Annotated in this window: 13 protein-coding genes; 4 read left to right on the top strand and 9 right to left on the bottom strand. The window is 71.9% G+C overall.

The features are described 5' to 3' along the window. Nucleotides 1-9 precede the first annotated feature (9 nt). The 3 genes from AQ610_RS20790 to AQ610_RS20780 form a co-directional block, all read right to left on the bottom strand. Entirely contained in the window at nt 10-3,741 is a 3,732-nt protein-coding gene (locus AQ610_RS20790; protein WP_006029073.1) for a DUF748 domain-containing protein, read from the bottom strand. A gap of 157 nt (nt 3,742-3,898) precedes the next feature. Beyond that, complete coding sequence (locus tag AQ610_RS20785; RefSeq protein ID WP_006029074.1) at nt 3,899-5,323, bottom strand: DUF1254 domain-containing protein; 1,425 nt, start codon at nt 5,321-5,323, stop codon at nt 3,899-3,901. Nucleotides 5,324-5,706: 383 nt separating this feature from the next. Further along, nucleotides 5,707-6,534, bottom strand: a complete 828-nt coding sequence (locus AQ610_RS20780) for a lysozyme inhibitor LprI family protein (RefSeq protein ID WP_006029075.1) — start codon at nt 6,532-6,534, stop codon at nt 5,707-5,709. A gap of 321 nt (nt 6,535-6,855) precedes the next feature. Here AQ610_RS20780 and AQ610_RS20775 point away from each other — a divergent pair, with 321 nt between their 5' ends. After that, nucleotides 6,856-9,768: a heavy metal translocating P-type ATPase gene (locus AQ610_RS20775; RefSeq protein WP_080595227.1), complete on the top strand. Its 2,913-nt coding sequence runs from the start codon at nt 6,856-6,858 to the stop codon at nt 9,766-9,768. A 173-nt stretch (nt 9,769-9,941) separates the two neighbouring features. After that, nucleotides 9,942-10,370 carry a DUF4087 domain-containing protein gene (locus tag AQ610_RS20770; protein ID WP_006029077.1) on the top strand — a complete coding sequence of 143 codons (429 nt, stop codon included), beginning with the start codon at nt 9,942-9,944 and terminating at the stop codon, nt 10,368-10,370. Between the two features lie 19 nt (nt 10,371-10,389). Here the strand turns inward: AQ610_RS20770 and AQ610_RS20765 are convergent, their stop codons facing one another. The 4 genes from AQ610_RS20765 to AQ610_RS20755 all read right to left on the bottom strand — a co-directional run bounded on the left by AQ610_RS20765 (nt 10,390) and on the right by AQ610_RS20755 (nt 13,790). Further along, nucleotides 10,390-10,869 carry a GNAT family N-acetyltransferase gene (locus tag AQ610_RS20765; protein ID WP_006029078.1) on the bottom strand — a complete coding sequence of 160 codons (480 nt, stop codon included), beginning with the start codon at nt 10,867-10,869 and terminating at the stop codon, nt 10,390-10,392. 160 nt (nt 10,870-11,029) lie between these two features. Beyond that, nucleotides 11,030-11,185, bottom strand: a complete 156-nt coding sequence (locus tag AQ610_RS36935) for a hypothetical protein (protein WP_009914188.1) — start codon at nt 11,183-11,185, stop codon at nt 11,030-11,032. A gap of 196 nt (nt 11,186-11,381) precedes the next feature. Next, entirely contained in the window at nt 11,382-12,998 is a 1,617-nt protein-coding gene (locus AQ610_RS20760; protein WP_231749044.1) for a hypothetical protein, read from the bottom strand. A 96-nt stretch (nt 12,999-13,094) separates the two neighbouring features. After that, nucleotides 13,095-13,790, bottom strand: coding sequence for an MgtC/SapB family protein (locus tag AQ610_RS20755; RefSeq protein WP_006029081.1), 696 nt, complete (start codon nt 13,788-13,790; stop codon nt 13,095-13,097). 108 nt (nt 13,791-13,898) lie between these two features. Between AQ610_RS20755 and AQ610_RS20750 the strand changes: the two genes are divergently transcribed. After that, nucleotides 13,899-15,002, top strand: a complete 1,104-nt coding sequence (locus AQ610_RS20750; protein ID WP_006029082.1) for an AGE family epimerase/isomerase — start codon at nt 13,899-13,901, stop codon at nt 15,000-15,002. A gap of 77 nt (nt 15,003-15,079) precedes the next feature. Here the strand turns inward: AQ610_RS20750 and AQ610_RS20745 are convergent, their stop codons facing one another. Then, complete coding sequence (locus AQ610_RS20745; protein WP_006029083.1) at nt 15,080-15,961, bottom strand: LysR family transcriptional regulator; 882 nt, start codon at nt 15,959-15,961, stop codon at nt 15,080-15,082. 37 nt (nt 15,962-15,998) lie between these two features. Between AQ610_RS20745 and AQ610_RS20740 the strand changes: the two genes are divergently transcribed. Further along, nucleotides 15,999-17,717: an MFS transporter gene (locus AQ610_RS20740; protein ID WP_043283204.1), complete on the top strand. Its 1,719-nt coding sequence runs from the start codon at nt 15,999-16,001 to the stop codon at nt 17,715-17,717. Nucleotides 17,718-17,800: 83 nt separating this feature from the next. Here AQ610_RS20740 and AQ610_RS20735 read toward each other — a convergent pair whose 3' ends face one another. Then, nucleotides 17,801-19,414, bottom strand: a complete 1,614-nt coding sequence (locus AQ610_RS20735) for a methyl-accepting chemotaxis protein (protein ID WP_006029085.1) — start codon at nt 19,412-19,414, stop codon at nt 17,801-17,803. Nucleotides 19,415-19,440 lie beyond the last annotated feature (26 nt).

Raw genomic sequence — 19,440 nt, 5'->3', positions numbered from 1 at the left:
CGTGCGGCGTCACTTCAGGCCGAAGTCGACGCGCGTCGTCGCCCCCTTGTCCTCGATGCCCTTCGCGTCGAGCTTCGGCGCGACGATGAACATCCGGCTCGGGTCGACCTTGCCCTCCAGATACTGGCGCACCGCCTGCGCGCGCGCCTGCGCGAGCGCGCGCAGGCTCGAGTCGTCCACGCTCGCGTGATCGGCGAGCGCCTTCCTCATGTCGTCGTCGGGCAGCGTCTTCGTCAGGCCGATCATGTTGCGCGGCTTCTTGAAATCGGCCGCCTTGTACGCCTTCGTCAGGTACTTCGTGTACTCGGCGGGATCGACCTTCACCGTCACCGGGTCAACGCTCTCGCCCTGGCCGACCACGTCCTTCAGCTTCTGCTGCCGCACGAGCCGCTCGACGTACGCGTCGCGCAGCCCCGGCAGGTCCTTGTCCGGATCGACGCGGCCGATCAGGTCGAGGCGGATCGACGGCTTTTCCGCGAGCATCTTCGAGATCGTGTCGAGCTTCTTCTGCGACGCATCGGACAGGTTCGCGCGGCCCGGATCGAACTCGACGTAGCCGAGCTCCTCGCCGCTGCCGCCGAACGCGTGCGCGAGCAGCGTGAACGGCGAGGTGACCGCCTTCGCGATCAGGTTCAGCACCGCGCGCCAGATCAGCCCGCCGATGCTGAACTCCGGATTCGACAATGATCCGGACACCGGAATGTTCACGTCGATCTCGCCGCGCGAGTTCTTCAGCAGCGCGATCGCGAGCCGCACCGGCAGCTTCGTCGCGGTGTCGTTGTCGACGTACTCGCCGAACGTCAGTTGATCGATGAAGATGTGGTTGTTCGCGGTCAGCAGATCGTTGTCGAGCTTGTAATTCAGATCGACGTTCAGCTTGCCCTTCGTGATCGGATAGCCCGCGTACTTCGCCGAATACGGCGTCAGGTTCGTGAGCTCGATGTCGTGCGCGGTCGCGGTCAGGTCGAGCGACGGCTTCCCGATCAGCGGATTCACCGTCCCCTTGATCGTGATCGGGCCGTTCCCGGCGAGGTTCGCGTTGACGTCGACGGGCGCGGGCGCCGTCGAATCGGTGCCGAACGCGCCGACCGTGCCGTTGATCGCGACGAGGTTCGCCGTGTAGTTCGGCTTGATGAAGTTGTCGGTGTACGTGACGCGGCCGCTTTGCAGCAGCAACTGGCCGAAGTGCAGCCGCACCGGGTGCTGCGGCGGCGCGGCCGCGCGCACGACCGCGCCGCCCGACGCGGGCGATGCCGCGGCGGCCGACGCGAGCACGGGCGCCGACGCGGCGCTCGCCGCCTTCGCCTGCGGCGTGAGCGGTATCGGCTCCTTGCCGCTCGCGTCGCGCGTGAGCGACTGCGCGGGGCCGCTTTCCTTCGCGACGACCTCGCGCAGGTTCAGCTTGCCTTGCGCGTCGAGCAGCACGCGGCCGTAGAAGTTCGAGAACGTCACGCGCGACGCGTCGACGTCGGTGCCGCGCACGTCGTCGTAGTTCGCCTTCAGGTTCGAGAGCGCGAGCGAGCGCCAGCCGGCGAACGGATCGGACGTCGCCTTGTCGAGCATCCGCACGTCGACGAGCGCCGCGTCGCCGCGATACGACGCCTTCATCGACTGCCTCGTCCGCTCGACGCTCAGATCGCCCTTCGCATTCAGCAGCGCGCTCGCGACCGTCGCGTTCAGCATGCTGCCGAAGTACGGCTCGAACGCGGCCGCGTCGAGCCGGTTGCCGTTCAGCTTCAGGCCGACCTTCAGCGGCGAGCCCGTCACGTTGCCCGACAGGTCGAGCGAGCCCTTGCGGTTCAGCGTCGCCGTCAGCTTGACGGGCAACGGTTTCGACAGGTCCTCGCTGATCTGCCTGACGTTCAGCGCGAGCGGCGCGATCGCGAGCTTCACGGGGTGCGGCGTCGAGCGGTCGGTGAAATTCGCCTTCGCGTCCTTCACGTTCAGCTCGTCGATCCTGTAGCGCCATGCGGGCGCGGCCGCCTTCGTCGACGCGGCCGGCTTCGCGCCCGCTGCCTTGCCGCCTTCGCCCGCGAGCGACGCGAGGTCGATCTGGCCGTTCTGCAGCCGCGCGACGTCGAGCGCGAGGCCCGTCGCGTCGACGCTCGCGATCTCGGCGGTGCGCGCGGCGAAATCGATCTTCGTCACCTTCACGCGCGCGTCGGGCAGCGCGACGGCCGGCGTCTTCGCGTTCGGCAGCGCGATCCTCAGCGATTTCAGGCCGAGCTCGCTGTCGCTCACCTGCGCGTCGAGCGGCGTTTTCGACCAGTCCGCCTTCGCTTTGACCGACGTGCTGAGCGCGCCGTCGAGCACGCGCGCGGACGTCGCGCCCGCGAGATACGGCTGCACGACGGGCAGCGCGAGCGCGTCGACGACGAGCAACGTGTCCGCCTGCCGCGCGGCGAGGCTGAACGCGCCCTCGGCCTTCAGCGAGCCGCCGCTCGCGACGTCGGTCGCGAGCGTGTAGCGCGCGGGCGTCTTGCCTGCGAGCGTGAAGTCGGCAAGCGTCGTCGCGACGTGCCTGAGCGAGATCGCGGCGGGCGTCGCGAGCGACGCGTCGTTCAGGTTCAGCGTGCCGTCGTTGATCGCGAAGCGCTTGATCGTCAGATCGAGCGGCTGCGCCTTCCCGGCGGCGGCGCTCGCGGCGGCGGCGCGCGACGCAGCCGGCGCGCCGTTCGCGCCGCCCGCGAGCTTCATCACGTTCAGCACGCCCGCCTTGTCGCGCGCGAGCGATACGACCGGCTGGTCGATCCGGATGTCGTCGAAATGCAGCACGTTGCGCAGCGGCTCGAGCTGCGCGGCCGCCACGTGCACCGCGTGCGCGGCGAAGAGCGGCTCGTTCGCGCGGCTCGTCACCTGCGCGTCGTTCAGGTCGACGGTGCCCGATACGCGCAGCGAAGGCGTGTCGCCCGCCATCGCGAATTTCACGTCGAGATCGCTCGACAGCCTGCCCGCGCGCACGTCGACGGGCAGCTTCGTCGGCGCATACGACAGCAGGCGCGGCATGTCGAGCCCGTCGAACTTCAGGTTGATCGACGATTCGCGCGACTGCGCGAACGGCTTCGTCTTGCCGTCGATCGCGATCGGGCTGCCGTCGAGGCGCGCGCGCAGCTTCGGCTCGACGAAGATGTCGGTCTTCGACGGCAGCGTCGCGATGAACGGAATGCCGACCGTCCATTGGTCGACCACGTGCTTCGCGTTCAGCAGCCGGTCGTCGAACTCGATGCGACCGTCGTTGATCTGGATGTTCGACACCGAGAAGCGCACCGGCTTCGGCGACGGCTGCGGCGACGGCTTCGAGAACTTGTCGACCAGATCGGTGAAGTTCAAGCGCTGCGCATCGTAGCGGACGATCCGAAAGCGCGGCTGATCGAGCCGCACCTCGTCGACGATCGGCGCGAAGCGCGCGAGCGACGTCCACGACGCGCGCACGACGAGCTTGCCGATGTCGACGAACCCGCCCTGCCCGCCGCGCTCGCCGACATGCACGCCGTCGGCCTCGAGCCGCAGCGTGTAGGGATTGAACGCGATGCGCGCGATCGTCGCGGGGCGGTCGAGCTGCTCGCTCAACTGCTGCTCGGCGACGTGCCGGATCAACGGCGGCGCGGCGAAAAAGCCGAGCAGCCCGAACACCACGAGGAAGATCAGCACGCCGATGCCGGTGCGCTTCGCGCGGCGCGACCGGGCGGCTGCGCCGAGCTGTTGCAAGGTCGATTGGACGGTTTCTTTGTTGAATGCCATTACGGAACTGAATCGCCGTCGAAACGGCAGCGAGGAAATCGGGACGGGAGCGTCCGGCTTTCGTCAGTATAGGCGCTGCGCCGCGCTCGGCGCAGCAAGGCGGCAGCGGCGGCGCGCGCCGTGCCCGGCCGCATGGCCGGGCGGCGCGCACGCACGGTCACTTGCGGACCACGGCGGGCGGCTGCCAGTTGCCATCGGCGGCTTGCCGCTTCGGCGCGTAGAGCCGCAGCGCGAGCTCGAAGTCGGCGCGCGGCGCGGGCAGCCAGTTCGACGCGTAGCCCTTGCCGGGCGGCGTCGCGGACACGACGATCTCGAGCGAGCCGTCGCGGCTGCGGTGCAGCCGGTCGCGCTCGCCGATCGAGCGGCGCGCGCGGCCGAGCTCGGGCACCGCGCCGTCCGGCGTGTACGGCGCGAGCGACCAGAACGCGCGCGCGGGCGGCAGCGCGTTCGGCGCAAAGCGGATCACGTAGCGGTACGCGCCGTTCAGCGGCCGGCCCGCGCTGTCGGCCTTCACGACGGCGACGGCCTCGTCGTCGCGCGTTCCCGCGCCGAATTGCGTCGACGCCGCGTATGCCCGCAATGCGTAGTCCTGCCCGTAGTTGCCGACGCTGTCGCCGAGCCAGCTCCAGCCGTTCGCGGTGAGCGCGTTCGGCGGCAGCGCGGCGAGCCGCTCGCGCGCCTCGGCCGCGCCGTTCTCGGCGCCGATCAGCTTGTCGCCCTTCCATTGCACCGGCGCGCCCGCCGTCACGCCGATGTCGGCGAGGATTTCCTGCGCGTGCGCGTCGGCGGCGGGCGGCGGGTTGTCCAGCAACGCGCGCGCGACGCGCGAGAAGAACGCGGGCGGATCGAGCGCCGCGACCTGCGCGACGGGTGCGGGGGCGCCCGATGCGGGCCCGGCCGCCCCCGCGCCCGCACGCGCGGCGGGCGACGCGCCGCGGGCGTCGCCCGTGTAGACGGACAGCGGCTCGACGCGGATCGCGCGCTGCAGCTTCTTCGCGGCGGCGAGGTCGCGCCCGCCGCTCGTCTGGACCCGCACGTCGAGCCACACGTTGCGCGCGGGCACGTCGACGCGCGTGAGCCCGTCCGGCAGCGAGCCTTCCCAGCCCGCGCCGACGAACGCGAGCGAGCGCGCGCGGCTCGCGCCCGAACGCGGATTCGCCGACGGGCCGCTCGACCACAGCACGTTGGTCCACATGTCGAGCGCGCGGGCGTCGAGATAGCGGCCGCGCCCGTCGGGCAGCACGACGACGACCGGCTCGTCGGCGACGTCGAGCCACGCGGTCGAATCGAGCATGTCGCCGCTCGCTAGCGGCGGGTTCGCGGTGCCCGGCGCAGGCAGCGCCTGCGCATGGCGCAGCGTGTTGACGGGCGTGCCGTCGGCCGTCGCGGCTTCCTTCGCGACGTCCATCAGCACGAGCGGGTAGGCATAGATATAGGAATCGGCGACCTCGCTGCGCATCCAGCCCGTCTTGCGCTGGATCGCCTCGGGCGTCGACGTGCAGGCCGCGAGCAGCGCCAGCGCGGCAAGCGACGCGCAAGCGCGCCGCAGAGAAACAGTGGGTTCTCGTCGGTTTGTTGTCATTGGGTGGCCACGGCGAACGCGCGGCCTGGCCGCGCGTGTTGATCGGCGGCCGGCGCGTAGGGCGCGGTGTTTTCCTCGTAGCGTGCGTGCCGGCCGGCTGTTGCTTGATCAGCTCTTTGTTTTTTGATCGGCAGTATCGTACTCTCGTCGCCCCGGCAAAAACAACGCCTGATCGCGAGATAGGGGCGATTCGGGCGGCGCGGCGCACGGGCGCGCGGCGTTGCGTGGTCAATATTTGGGATCGGGCGACGGTGGAGGATGGGCGACGCGTGCGCGGTGACGCCCCGCTTGTCGAGCCGGCCGGCGGGTCGATCGAACGTGCGTGGCGCGCACGGCGCGTCGCGCCGGCGCGCAATCGGGCCGCCGGCCCCATCGGCGGCCCGCTACCCGCGCTGCTCGACGAGCCGGCCTTGTTCGAGCGCGAAGCGCCGCACGACCTTGATCGTCGGCGCCTGCGCGAACGGCGCGCCTTCCGGGCGATCCAGATATTCGACGACGACGATCGCGCCGGGCGACGCCGCGCGCTCGATCGACACCGAGACGGGCTTCACCCGATCGCCGAGCAGCACGGCCGGCGCGCCGCCGCCCGGCTGCGCGGTCGCGACGTACAGGAACCGGCCGCTGCCGCCCGGATCGTCGCTCAGCAGGACGGCCTCGACCGGATGGCCGGCGATCGTCGCCGGGGCGCTCCGCGCGACGAGCGTCGTCACGCGCTTCATCGCCGATCCCGGCGCGGCCGAGCGCACCGATTCGCCGTTCGTCAGCTTGATCGGCTCGCCTTCGATCGCGTACGTCGCGTCGGCCGCGCCGGGCGACGCCGCACTCCCGCCCGTCATCCGCAGCGCGAGCCGCTCGGCGGCGACGCCGCGCAGCGCGGCGATCCGCGCGGCGTACGCTGCCGTCAGGCAATCGATCCGCGCGCCGCACGCGTCGCGCACGCGCTGCCGCCAATTCTGCTGCTCGTCGCGCAGCGCGTTGCGGAACTCGCGGTACGCCATGCCTTCGTCGGCCGGCCGTGCGTTCTGCAGCAGCTCGTAGTACGTGGCCATTCGAACGTCCTGCTCGCCGAGCGCGGGCGTCCGGCAGATCGCGCGCTCGGCGGCGCTCGCGGCGCGCGCGCAGTCGAAGCTCGCGGCGCGCGCGAACGGCGCGCCGAACGCCAACGCGGCGCCAAGCGCCGCGGCCGTCAGTCGTTTCGTGTTCGTCGACATGATTCCTCCTTGCGGTGCTTCGAGTAAACGATTCGGTGAACGTTCATGTGGCGCGCAGAGGAGAAGGGGCTGGCGGAGATGACTGCGCCCGCCGCCGATGCGCGACCAAACGCCGCGGCCCCGCGCAAGCCCGAAGGACCACGCCGACCGCCCGAACGCCCCGCGGACGCCGTGCGCGGCGGCCCCGCCACGATCGCCCCGCTCCGCCCGCCTCCGGCATCCGGCATCGGTCCCCGATCTCGCGCTTGACCTTCCCATCATGGGAAAGTTGATACTTCGGATCATTGGCGGCATCGCCCGCCACATCGAATCGGATTGCAGATGACAAAACTGTTCGCTCCCGCCGCCCCGGTCACGACGACGCTGCTCGTCGAAGGCATGCACTGCGGCGGCTGTACGTCGCGGGTCGAGCAGGCGCTCGCCCGGGTGCCGGGCGTAACTGGCGCGGCGGTGGATCTCGACGCAGGCACGGCGACTGTCGACGCGGCGTCCGCGGTCGACGCGGCCCGCCTCATCGACGCGCTCGACGCGGCCGGATACCGCGCGACGGTCGCGCCGGCGCCCGCCGCGCGCCGGCACGCGGATGCACGGCGCGAAGACGAAGATGACGACGCCGTCGCGCCGCGCACGGCGACCGTCACGCTGGCCCTCGGCGGAATGACCTGCGGCGGCTGCGCGCGGCGCGTCGAGCAGGCGCTCGCGAACGTGCCCGGCGTGACGGGTGCGAAGGTGGATCTCGCGACGACGAGCGCGGAGGCGGACGTCGCGCGCGACGTCGATCCGCAGACGCTCGTCGCGGCCGTCGAGCGCGCCGGGTATCGAGCGGACGTAGTGCGAGACGCGCGCGCCGACGCCGCGCCGACGCCGGCCGCATGCCCGCTCGACGGCGCGGGGCGCTCACAAGCGTCGCCCGCTGCTTTCGCGGTCGACGAATCGACCGTTGCGCCCCCGGAGCGCGCCGTGGCGACGAAGACGTCCGAACTGGATATCGACGGCATGACCTGCGCATCGTGCGCCGGCCGCGTCGAAAAGGCGCTGTCGCAAATCCCCGGCGTCGCCCGCGCGACGGTCAACCTCGCCACCGAAAAGGCAACCGTCGATGCCGACGCGCACGTCGAAGCCGCGCAGTTGATCGAGGCGGTGAAGCGAGCGGGCTACCGCGCGTCACCGATCGTCGCGGCTTCCGCCCCCGCGGCCACGGCATCCCACGCGACCGTGGCCGCGCCCGCCCCCCGCCCCGCATCGCCGGGCGCCGACGACCGCAAGCGCGCCGAAGCGCGCCGCGAGCGCGCGCTCGTGATCGCGTCCGCCGCGCTGACCGCGCCGCTCGCGCTGCCGATGTTCGCCGCACCGTTCGGCGTCGACGCCGCGCTGCCCGCGTGGCTGCAGCTCGTGCTCGCGTCGATCGTGCAGTTCGGCTTCGGCGCGCGCTTCTACCGCGCCGCGTGGCATGCGCTGAAGGCCCGCGCCGGCAACATGGACCTGCTCGTCGCGCTCGGCACGTCGGCCGCGTACGGGCTGAGCATCTGGCTGATGCTGCGCGACCCCGGCCAGGCCGCGCACCTGTACTTCGAGGCGTCCGCCGTGATCGTCACGCTCGTGCGCTTCGGCAAGTGGCTCGAAGCGCGCGCGAAGCGGCAGACCACCGACGCGATCCGCGCGCTCAACGCGCTGCGCCCCGATCGCGCGCGCATCGTCGAGCGCGGCGTCGAGCGCGACGTGCCGCTCGCGCAGGTGCGCGTCGGCACCGTCGTGCGCGTGCTGCCGGGCGAGCGCGTGCCCGTCGACGGCCGGATCGAGGCGGGCGTCACGCACGTCGACGAATCGCTGATCACGGGCGAGAGCCTGCCCGTTGCGAAGGAGCCGGGCGAGCGCGTGACCGCCGGCTCGATCAACGGCGAAGGCGCGCTCACTGTCGCGACGACCGCGGTCGGCGCCGAGACGACGCTCGCGCGCATCATCCGCCTCGTCGAATCCGCGCAGGCCGGGAAAGCGCCGATCCAGCGCCTCGTCGACCGCGTGAGCGCCGTGTTCGTGCCCGCGATCGTCGCGATCGCGTTCGTCACGTTCGCCGGCTGGCTCGCGGCCGGCGCGGGCGTCGAGACGGCGATCCTCAACGCGGTCGCGGTGCTCGTGATCGCGTGCCCGTGCGCGCTCGGCCTCGCGACGCCCGCCGCGATCATGGCGGGCACGGGCGTGGCCGCGCGGCGCGGCGTGCTGATCAAGGACGCGCAGGCGCTCGAGCTCGCGCAGCGCACGCGCATCGTCGCCTTCGACAAGACCGGCACGCTGACGGAAGGCAAGCCGACCGTCACCGCGTTCGACGCGATCGGCATCCCGCACGCCGACGCGCTCGCGCTCGCCGCCGCCGTCCAGCGCGACAGCGCGCATCCGCTCGCGCGCGCGGTCGTCGCCGCGTTCGGCGCCGACGCCGACGCGCGCCGCTCGCGCCTCGCCGACGCGCGCGCCGACACGTCGCGCGCGGTCGCGGGCCGCGGCGTCGAGGCGCGCGTCGACGCGCGCCACCTCGCGCTCGGCAGCACGCGCTGGCGCGACGAGCTCGGCATCGCCGTGCCCGACGACGTCGCGCGCCGCGCGGCGGCGCTCGAAGCGGCGGGCAACACGGTGTCGTGGCTGATGCGCGCCGACGCGCCGCGCGCGGCGCTCGCACTCGTCGCGTTCGGCGACACGGTGAAGCCGCACGCGCGGCGAGCGATCGAGCGGCTCGCCGCGCGCGGCGTCAGGAGCGCGCTCGTCACGGGCGACAACCGCGGCAGCGCGGCGGCCGTCGCCGCGTCGCTCGGCATCGACGAAGTGCACGCGCAGGTGCTGCCGGACGACAAGGCGCGCGTCGTCGCGCAGATGAAGCGGACGGCGGGCGACGGCGCGGTCGCGATGGTCGGCGACGGCATCAACGACGCGCCCGCGCTCGCCGCCGCCGACGTCGGCATCGCGATGGCGACGGGCACCGACGTCGCGATGCACACGGCGGGCATCACGCTGATGCGCGGCGATCCGGCGCTCGTCGCGGACGCGATCGACATCTCGCGCCGCACGTACCGGAAGATCCAGCAGAACCTCTTCTGGGCGTTCGTCTACAACCTGGTCGGGATTCCGCTCGCGGCGCTCGGCTGGCTGAACCCGATGATCGCGGGCGCGGCGATGGCGTTCTCGAGCGTGAGCGTCGTGACGAACGCGCTGTTGCTGCGGCGCTGGAAAGGCGACGCGCGCTGAATGAACAAAGCGCGGACATGCGCGAACTGCGCGGCGCGCTTGGGGCATGCATCGCGCGCCGCTCGCGACGGCGACGGGCGACAAATTGCGACACGGCCGCAAGCGCTGCTACGCTAGACTTCACGCATCGACGAATACGACGGCGTGCCGACACGCGCCGCCCCTCAAGCCGCATGATCGCATTCATTGCCCGCCGCATCGCCCGGCGCGCGCCGGCGCCCGCGACGATTTCCCGTTCGCGCCGCGCCGGCCGCCCTCTGCTCGCCGCACTGGCCGTCGCGCTGATCGGCCTTCCACAAGCGCACGCCGAAATCCGCTGCGGCTGGCTGCAGAATCCGACGCCCGGCAACTGGTGGCTCGACGACCGCACCGGCTCGTGGACGCTCAGCGCGATGGGCGGCCCCGAAGCCGAAGGGATGGACCTGATTCCCGACATGGCGGGCAAGCAATACGTCGAAACCAACGGCTCGCACGGCTATGCATGCGCGTGCCTCACGGTGGTCACCGACAAGCAGGAACGGCGGATCGTGAAGGTGCAGAAGGCGAAGCAGTTGCCGCTTTCGCGGTGCCGGCGCGACAAGCGGCTCAAGGAGCCGGCGTAATCGGAAGCCCGAACCGGGATCAGAGCGATTCGATCGACTTGACGAACGTCGTCGTCGCGGCGGCGAAGCCCAGCTCGCGATACAGCGCGAGCGCGGCCGCGTTGTGATTGAACACCGACAAGCCGATCTCGCTCACGTGGAGCTGCCGCGCGTCGTCCTCGAGCGCCTGCAGCACGCGCGTCGCCCAGCCCTGGCGGCGAAAGGCGGGCTCGATTTCGAGATCGTAGATGAAGAGCGACCGATGCGGCCCTTCGGTGACGACGCCGTACCACAGGTGGCCGAGCACGACGCCGTCGGCGGATTCGCTCAGCGTCAGCAGCACCTGGTCGTCGGTGAGGAGCCCGTCGGGCAGCAGCGTGTCGATGCACGCGAGCGCGCGTTCGTCGGCTTCGTCGGGCGCGCTCTGGCCGGATTCGATCAGGTCCCGCGCGTAGCCACGCGCCGCGCGCTCGCGGTATTCGCGGAATTCCGTCTGGGTCATCGGGCGCATCTGCAACATGCCGCACCTGTTCGAAGAAGCGGGTCTATCAGTCAGTGTAGCGGGCGATGCGGGATTGCGCGAATCGGGATTCGCTTCGCCGTTGGCGGGTGGGTCGGACGCTGATTGTTCGCCTGCCGCGACGGCCTTCGCCATCGCGATCGGCCTGCCGGCGCCGCTATCAACGGCGGATCAGGCCGATCTGCGAGACGTGCGACTTGCGCACCCGCTCCGCCTCGGCGTGGCGGGCCTTGTACGAATAGTCGGCGTCGAGCGGCAGATGCGGCGACGTGAAAAGGTCTTCGATCTTTTGAAGCAGCGCGAAGATGAGGCTCATTTGCGACTCCTGTCAGCTAACGTCAAGGGTTTTCCCTTAGATGAGATTCTAGGTGTTTTCCCTAGGAACATCTAGTGCGTCGCAGCAAAAATCTCGCAAATCGCCCTTTCCCGCCGCGAATGGAGGCCGGCCCGTTGCGACCTCGCAACGTGCGTGCGGCATCGCGCCGCGGTGGTTCGTTGCATCCCTCTTTCAATCAGCGCCCGCGGCGCGGGGCATGCGCCCGCTTGACCGGCGGCGCGGCGCTCGACATGCGGCTCGTCAGGCGGTCGACCTGCGCGCCGAGCTCGTCCTGGCGCTGCGACAGCATCTTGATCGTCGCGTCGTGGGTCACCTGTGCGGCGACGAGCCTGTCGATGCGTTGCTGCATCGCAGCAAATCGATCGCGCTGCGCCGACATTTGCACCGCCTGGACGACCAGCGCGACGATCGCGACGAGCAGAGCCACCGCGAGCGCGAGCAGCAGGCGGTTCACGCGGCGCATCTCCGCATCGGCCGCCCGGCGCAGGTCGATCGTTTCCGATTGGAGCGCGCGGACCCGGTCGGCGAGCGGGTGCAGGTGCGCGTCGAGATCGGATGAGACGGCGAGCGCAGCCGACGGCACGGGCGACGTGGGCGATACGGACGGAGACGGCGTTGACGGTGCGTGCGGCATGGACGCCGCAGTGGGCGCAGATGACCCAGACGACATGGACGATGCGGCCGGGACGGCAGACAGGGGCGGCGCGTCGACGCTGTCCACGGCGCCGACGCGGCTGCCGGAGGTGCCGGAACGATCGGCGCGGCCAGCCGCGCGGCCGTTCGATGCGGCCGGCTTTGAGTTGCCGCTCGTGTCGGGCGCCTTCCGGGATTTCGACGCCGCCGGCGCATCGACCGCGACGCCGCCCGCGAGCGGCAAAGCCGGCTGCGGATTCGCCGGACTCGAATCGGCGCGCTCCGCGTTCGCCGGCTCGCGATCCGTCGCCGCCGGGGCCGCAACCGCTTCGGTCGCCCGATCGCGCGTTGCCGCATCCTGACGCGCGACGGGCTCGGGCGACGCGCTGCGAGCCGCGCCGGCCGGCACAGCGCGATTCCCGGCCGCCCCGCCTCCCGCCGTTTCCCCTTCAGCCACCTCGCCTTCGGGAGCCTCGCGTTCGGCCGCCCGCTTGGTGCTGTCCGCGCGACGCGCGGACGAGCGGCGCGAACGAGGCGGCCGGGCAGCCGTCGCGTCGGCCGCAGTGGACTTCGTCGCCGCCGGCCCGGATGCGTCGGCCGCGGACACGTCGCGCTGCCCGGCGTCCGCGTCGGCCGCCGCGGGCTCGCCGGAACGCGTCGCGGCGCCCGCGCCTTCGTTCGCCGCACCCGCCGCAGGCGGGCGCTCGTCCGCCGCATCGGCAGCGGCGCGCCCGCCGGCGTCGCGTTGCGCATCCCGCGTATCCGCTGCCGGCGCTTCTACGAATCCGCTCAGCAGATCCGCCTGTTCGCCCGCCGGGTCGGCCCCGCGCGCCGTCGCAAGCGTGCCGCCGCCCTGCGGCCGATCGAAACCGTCGAGCCCGCGCTGTTGCGCGCGCGCCGCATCTCGTTCGGCATCGTCGACGGCCACGCCGGCGGCCGCTTCGTCCGTGCGCGCGCTGTCTCCGGCCGCGACGCCGAACAGATCGAGCGTGTGCTCGTCGCGGAGCGCGTCGCTCGCGGTGGCGTCGCGGCCGGGCCGGGCCGCCGCGCGCGACTGCGCGGGGCCGCTCGCCGCAGCGGCGCGCGGCCGCCGCCGAGTCGTGGACGAACGGGAAGAACGGGAAGAACGGGAACGTGGGGATGCTGCGGAATCGGTCATGGATCGTTCAGCGGCGCGCCGCACGCGCGCCGGACTCGGCTTCGAACAATTTCAGGAAGGCGGCATTGTCTCATGCCCGCCGCGCGAGCCCGCGCGTCAATCGTCCGGCAAGCCGCTCGTCTGCTCGGTGAAGCCCTTCACGCCCGGCAACTGCCGCAAGCGCGCGCAAATGCTCTCGTATTCGACGTCCGACACGCGGCCAAGCGCGATCGTCACTTCGTCGCTGTCCGCCGCATCCTCGCTCTGCTGGACGATGAAGCGCTTGACGCGCGCGCTGTCGACGCCGAGCGCCGCGTGCAGCGAATCGAACGTCAGCGTGCCGCGCTCGACCAGCAGCACGAGATGGCGGCGCTGGCGCACGGTCAGGTAGCGCCGCTCGAGCGGCTTGATGCCGGCGAGGATCAAGAGAATGATGACCGTCGCCGCGATCGCCGCCGCGTACAGCCCGCCGCCCACCGCGAGCCCGACTGCCGCGACCGACCAGAGGCTCGCGGCCGTCGTCAGCCCGCGGACGATCTCGCCGCGCAGCAGGATCGATCCCGCGCCGAGAAAGCCGATCCCCGACACCACCTGCGCCGCCATCCGCGACGGATCGAGGTCGATGTGCGCCTGGCCGAGCACGTCGGCGAAGCCGAACGCCGACACGATCATGATGAGCGCCGAGCCGACGCACACGAGCATGTGCGTGCGCAGCCCGGCCGCCCATGACAGGCGCTCGCGCTCGATGCCGATCACGCTGCCGAGCGCCGCCGCGAGAATCAGCCGCATGATGAGTTCGACGTTGTTCAGCATCCATGCTCTCCCAGGTTCGACGGCGGCGGGCCGCATGCTTTATCCTTGCCGCTCGGCCCGCGCGCGCGGTGCCGCGTTCTTCCACTGTCAACCGCGTCGTCATCCGTCATGTCCGCACTCGTCTCCGTTTCCGACCAGGCCGCCCGATTGCGCCGCCACTTCGCGCAAATCGTCTTGCCGCTCTGGCGCGGACCCGGCTTCAACCCGGCGCTGCAACTGCCGTTCGAGGCCGTCGCGCCGGACACGCACGCGCCGCTGCCCGTCACCCGCTATCGCGCGATGGCGTGCGCGCGCCAGTTGTTCGTGTTCTCGCAGGCGGGCGACGCCCAGCACGCGCACACGCTCTTTGCCGCATTGTGCCGCCACTTTCGCGATCCTCGCCACGACGGCTGGTTCTACAGCGTCGATGCGCAGGGCGCGCCGCTCGACCGCACGAAGGATCTGTATACGCACGCGTTCGTCGTGTTCGCGTGCGCCGAATATTTCGCGGCGTCCGGCAATCGCGACGCGCGCGACGTCGCGCAACGCGCGGCGGCGCTGATCGTCGAGCGCTTCGCGCCGCAACCGGGCAGCGCGCTCCTCGACTCCGCGCGCAGCGACGACTTCGCCGCGACGGCGGGCGGCCCGCTGCAGAATCCGTTGATGCACCTGACCGAAGGCTGGCTCGCCGCGAGCCGCGCGTTCGGCGAGACCGCGTTCGACGACGCGCTGCTGCGCACCGCGCAGGCGGTCGAGCGCACGTTCGTCGATCCGCATACCGGCTGCGTCGCGGAGCTGCCGCTCGGCTGCGCCGACAATCGCTTCGAGCCCGGCCATCAGTTCGAGTGGTTCTATCTCGTCAGCGCGGCGGGCGCGCGGCTCGCGTCGACCGGCCTGCCCGACGCGCTCGCGCGTGCATACGCGTTCGCGCAACGGCACGGCGTCGATCCGGACACGGGCGGCGTCTGCGCGGCGACCGACGCGCGCGGCGCATGCCTGGACGGCACGCAGCGGATCTGGGCGCAGACCGAATATCTGCGCGCGCTCGCGACGCACGGCGGCGAGCCGGACGCGCTCGCCCGTCAGATCGCGCGCTTTGCCGAGCGGTTCCTGCATCCGCGCGGCTGGTACGAATGCAGGACCGCGCAGGGCGGCGTGTCGCGCGCGGACATGCCGTCGACGACGCCGTATCACCTCGCGACCGCATACGCGTCGTTGCCTGCGGGAGCGTGACGCGCCGCGCGCGAGGCGCGTGACGTGCGTCGACTGACATCGCCGCCGGAGCACATGCAACCGCGCGCGCCCCTGCGCTAAAGCGCCGCCTGCCGCACGTACCGCACGAACGCGCGCACCGCGGGCGCCTTCTCGTGCTTGCGATACGCAATCGCCACTTCCGACGGAATCGGCTTGCCTTCGATCGGCCGGTACGCGACGCCCGGCAGCGACACGCAGCCGACGAGCGACTGCGGCACGATCGCGGCGGCTCCGCTGACCGACACGTGCGCGAGCACCGCGACGAGCGCGCCCGGCCGCGCGTCGACGACCGGCTCGAAACGCCCGCGGCGCGCCACCTCCAGCGTGCCGAGCGCCTGCTCGGGCACGACGAAGCGCTCGCCCGCGAGCGCGGCCGGCCGGATCGACGCGCGCGCCGCGAGCGGCGAATGCTCGTGCACCGCGACGACGAACACGTCGCGGTGCACTGTGTGCGTCGACACGCCGTCCGGCAGCGGCAGCGGCGGGCGCACGTATGCGACGTCGAGCGTGCCAGCGTCGAGCTGCGCGGCGACATCGCCCATCGGCACTTCGCGCACGTCGACGCCGATGCGCGGATGCGCGTCGCGAAACGCGCCGACCGTGCGTTGCAGCACGCCCGCATACGCGGCCGACGACACGTACCCAACCTCGATCCGCCCGATTTCGCCGCGCTCGGCAAGCGCCGCCAGCTCGCGGCCGCGCGCGAGATGCGCGAGCGCCGCCTGCGCTTCGCCGAGGTAGACCGCACCCGCCGCGCTCAGCGCGACCGAGCGCCGCGTGCGATGAAAGAGCCGCACGCCGAGAAGCCGCTCCGCATCCTGGATGAGCCGCGTCAGCGCGGGCGGCGCGACGTCGAGCTCGTCCGCCGCGCGCGCGAAGTGCAGATGCCGCGCGACGCAGAGAAACGCCCGGACGTGGCGCAGTTCGAGGCGATCCATTTATTGCTCCCGCTTATTGCTTCATCAAGCAATAAAGATGGATTTCTGTAGCAATGACACGCAACAACCGCTGAGCCTAACATGCCGCTCTCCCCTTCGCATCATGGTGTCCGGCATGCACGACGCGCCTTCCCGCCCCGCTCCGATCGAGCCCCTCCGTCACGCTTGCGGCTCGCCCGCCGCCTCCGCGTCTGCCCCCGCCCCCGCATCCGCGCCCGGCTCCGCGGCGCTCGCGCACGCCCGCCGCAGCACCGCGTGGCGCGCGCTCGCCACCGCGTCCGCGGCCTGCTCGCTGATCGTGCTCGACACGAACGTCGTCGCGGTGTCGCTGCCGTCGATCGCCCGCACGTTCCACGCGAGCTTCGCGGACATCGAATGGGTCGTGAGCGCGTACATGACCGCGTTCGCCGCCTGTCTGCTGCCGGCGGGCGGCCTCGCCGACCGCGCGGGCCGCAGGCGCGTGCTGCTCGCCGGGCTCGCGGTGTTCTTCGTCGCGTCGCTCGGCTGCGGGCTCGCGCCGTCGGCCGCGTTGCTCAACGTCGCGCGCGCGGTCAAGGGCGTCGGCGCCGCGATGCTGCTGACGTCGGCGCTCGCCGTGATCGCGAACCGCTTCCCCGACGGCCGCGACCGCGCGCGCGCGTGGGCGATCTGGGGCATGTGCATGGGCATCGCGACGACGGTCGCGCCGCTCGTCGGCGGCGCGATCGCGCAATGGATCGGATGGCGCTGGATCTTCCTGCTGAACCTGCCGGTGTGTGTCGCGCTCGCCGCGGCCGTTTGCGCGACGATCGACGAATCGCGCGATCCGCACGCGAAGCGCATCGACGCGCCGGGCAGCGTGCTGTTCGGCTCGGCGCTCGCGCTCGGCATCTGGGCGCTGATCGACGCGCCGTCGCGCGGCTGGACCGCGCCCGGCACGCTCGCGCGCTTCGCGGCGAGCGCGGCGCTCGTCGCGGCGTTCGTCGCCGCCGAGCGCTGGCAGCGACGTCCGGTGATCGATCTCACGCTGTTTCGCGAGCCGCGCTTCGTCGGCGCGCTGCTTGCGATGTTCGGCTACGCGGCGTGCGCGCAGGTGATGATGACGTTCCTGCCGCTCTATCTGCAGATCGGCTTCGGGATGTCGGCAATCGGCGCGGGGCTCGGCATGCTGCCGTTCGCGCTCGCGATGATCGTCGGGCCGTCGCTCGGCGCGGCGCTGTCGGCGCGCGCGCCGGCCGCGACCGTGCTCGGCGGCGGGCTCGCGCTGATCGGCATCGGCAATGTCGCGACCGCCGCGCTCGCGGGCGCGTCGCATTACGGGCCCGTCGCGCTCGGCATGCTGATCACCGGCTGCGGCGCGGGCATCCTCAACGGCGACACGCAAAAGGCGATCATGGCGTGCGTGCCGCCGGAGCGGACCGGGATGGCGTCCGGGATCAGCACGACGACGCGTTTTTCCGCAATCGTGATGTCGGTCGGCGTGCTCGGCGCGGTGCTCGCCGCGCGGACCCACGCGGCGCTCGCCGCGCGCGTCGCGCACGCGCCGGAGCTGCTCGGCGCGCTCGACGCGCACTTCATGTCGAGCCTGCTCGCGGGCGATCTCGCGCAGGCGGTACGCGGCCTGCCGCCGCGCACGGGCGCGGCGCTCGCGCGAATCGCGCCCGCGGGCTTCGCGAGCGGCTTCGCGGTCGCGCTGGGCGTGAGCGGCGCGTTCGCGCTCGCGGCGGCCGTCGTGGTGCGGCTGCTCGTCGGCGCGAAGCCGGGGCGGGCCGCATGAGCGCGCCCCCGATGCGAGACGGGCGGCGCGAACGATGATGCGCGATCCGTCCCGCCCGCCCCGCGCCCCCGATGCATGCGCGACTATGCGCCCGCGAGCTGCGGCGCGCCCGCGCCGGCGAGCGCCGCGCCGCCGGCGGGCCGGCGCTCGCGCGCGTCGCCGAGCTCGAACACCGAGACCGACTGCTGCAACTGCTCGGTTTGCTCGTTGAGCGAGCCGGCCGCCGCCGCGACTTCCTCGACGAGCGCCGCGTTCTGCTGCGTCAGTTGCTCCATCTGCGTGACCGCCTGGTTGACCTGCTCGATCCCCGCGCTCTGCTCGATCGATGCGGCCGTGATCTCGGCCATCGTCTGCGCGACCCGCTCGATCGACGCGGACACCGAGCGCATCGCCTCGCCCGCGCGCTCGACGAGTTCGGAGCCGCCGTCGATCTGCGTGACCGATTCCTCGATCAGCAGCTTGATCTCCTTGGCCGACTGCGCGCTGCGCTGCGCGAGCGCGCGCACCTCGCCCGCGACCACCGCGAAGCCGCGCCCCTCCTCGCCCGCGCGCGCCGCCTCGACGGCCGCGTTCAGCGCGAGGATGTTGGTCTGGAATGCGATCCCGTCGATCACCGCGATGATCTCCGCGATCCGGCCCGAGCTGCGCGCGATGCCGTGCATCTTGTCGATCACGTCGTCGACGATCGCGCCGCCGTTCTTCGTCGTTCGCAGCGCGTCGTCGGCGAGCGCGCTCGCCGCGCGCGCACTGTCGCTGTTCTGCCGCACGGTGGCGGTCAGCTCCTCCATGCTCGCCGCCGTTTGCTCGAGCGACGCGGCCTGGCTCGACGTGCGCGCGGACAGGTCCGCGTTGCCGCTCGCGATCTCGGCCGCGCCGAGGTGGATCGCGTTCGACGCGTTGCGCACGACGCGCACGGTGCCCGCGACGCTCGCCTGCATCTCGGCGAGCCCGCGCAGCAGCCGCTCGATTTCGTGGATGCCGTGCGGCGCCACCCTCCCGTCGAGGCGGCCTTGCGCGATCTGCTCGAAATGCACGCCCGTCTGCGCGAGCGGCGCGACCACCGCGCGCCGCGCGACGGCGTAGATCCCCGCGATGCATGCGAACATCAGCGCGAGCAGCACCGCGCCGACCGTCTCGAACCAGCGCATCCCGGTGTCGATCATGCCGAGCGCGTGCTCGCTCGTGCGGCCGCTGAATTCGGAGAACGTGCGCAACTCGCCGAGATACGCGTCCTGGATCTGCTGCGTCGGCTGATCGAGAAACGCCTGCATGTTGTTGGATTCGAGGAACTGCGCGAGATCGACGAGCGCCGCGTGGTACTTGCGGTAGCGCTCGGTGAGCGCCGCCGCGCGCTCGGTGTTCTCGGCGCTGATCGTCGGCGCGGCCGTGAAGGCGGCGAACGCGCGATCGGCGAGCGCGAGCTGGTCGCGCACGTGCTGGAGCGTCTCGGTGGGCATCGGATCGCCCTTCACCATCCGCGTGCTGGCGCGCGACAGGTTGGTGCGAGCGTCGAGCATGTGCTGGGTCGCGACGGTCGTCGCGTCGACCTGCTTGATCGCGACGTTGGATAGATCGTCGACATTGCTGCGCGACGCGGACAGCGACCAGAAGCCGAGCCCCTCGACCGCGATCAGAAACAGGCAGAAGACGACGAGCACGCCGAGCAGGCCGGATGCGAGCTTGATTTTGCTGAACATGAAATTCCGTTAGAGCCAAGAAAAGA

It is taken from the genome of Burkholderia humptydooensis (assembly GCF_001513745.1).
In the GTDB taxonomy this organism is placed as follows: Bacteria; Pseudomonadota; Gammaproteobacteria; order Burkholderiales; family Burkholderiaceae; genus Burkholderia; species Burkholderia humptydooensis.
This window is presented reverse-complemented; position numbering and strand designations above follow the sequence as displayed.

Excerpts from the sequence above, each read along its gene's own strand:
- AQ610_RS20765 (WP_006029078.1), bottom strand. The coding sequence starts at position 10,869 with ATGTTGCAGATGCGCCCGATGACCCAGACGGAATTCCGCGAATACCGC.
- AQ610_RS20780 (WP_006029075.1), bottom strand. The coding sequence starts at position 6,534 with ATGTCGACGAACACGAAACGACTGACGGCCGCGGCGCTTGGCGCCGCG.
- AQ610_RS20740 (WP_043283204.1), top strand. The coding sequence starts at position 15,999 with ATGGATTTCTGTAGCAATGACACGCAACAACCGCTGAGCCTAACATGC.
- AQ610_RS20750 (WP_006029082.1), top strand. The coding sequence starts at position 13,899 with ATGTCCGCACTCGTCTCCGTTTCCGACCAGGCCGCCCGATTGCGCCGC.
- AQ610_RS20760 (WP_231749044.1), bottom strand. The coding sequence starts at position 12,998 with ATGACCGATTCCGCAGCATCCCCACGTTCCCGTTCTTCCCGTTCTTCC.
- AQ610_RS20745 (WP_006029083.1), bottom strand. The coding sequence starts at position 15,961 with ATGGATCGCCTCGAACTGCGCCACGTCCGGGCGTTTCTCTGCGTCGCG.
- AQ610_RS20785 (WP_006029074.1), bottom strand. The coding sequence starts at position 5,323 with ATGACAACAAACCGACGAGAACCCACTGTTTCTCTGCGGCGCGCTTGC.
- AQ610_RS20770 (WP_006029077.1), top strand. The coding sequence starts at position 9,942 with ATGATCGCATTCATTGCCCGCCGCATCGCCCGGCGCGCGCCGGCGCCC.
- AQ610_RS20755 (WP_006029081.1), bottom strand. The coding sequence starts at position 13,790 with ATGCTGAACAACGTCGAACTCATCATGCGGCTGATTCTCGCGGCGGCG.
- AQ610_RS20735 (WP_006029085.1), bottom strand. The coding sequence starts at position 19,414 with ATGTTCAGCAAAATCAAGCTCGCATCCGGCCTGCTCGGCGTGCTCGTC.
- AQ610_RS20790 (WP_006029073.1), bottom strand. The coding sequence starts at position 3,741 with ATGGCATTCAACAAAGAAACCGTCCAATCGACCTTGCAACAGCTCGGC.
- AQ610_RS20775 (WP_080595227.1), top strand. The coding sequence starts at position 6,856 with ATGACAAAACTGTTCGCTCCCGCCGCCCCGGTCACGACGACGCTGCTC.
- AQ610_RS36935 (WP_009914188.1), bottom strand. The coding sequence starts at position 11,185 with ATGAGCCTCATCTTCGCGCTGCTTCAAAAGATCGAAGACCTTTTCACG.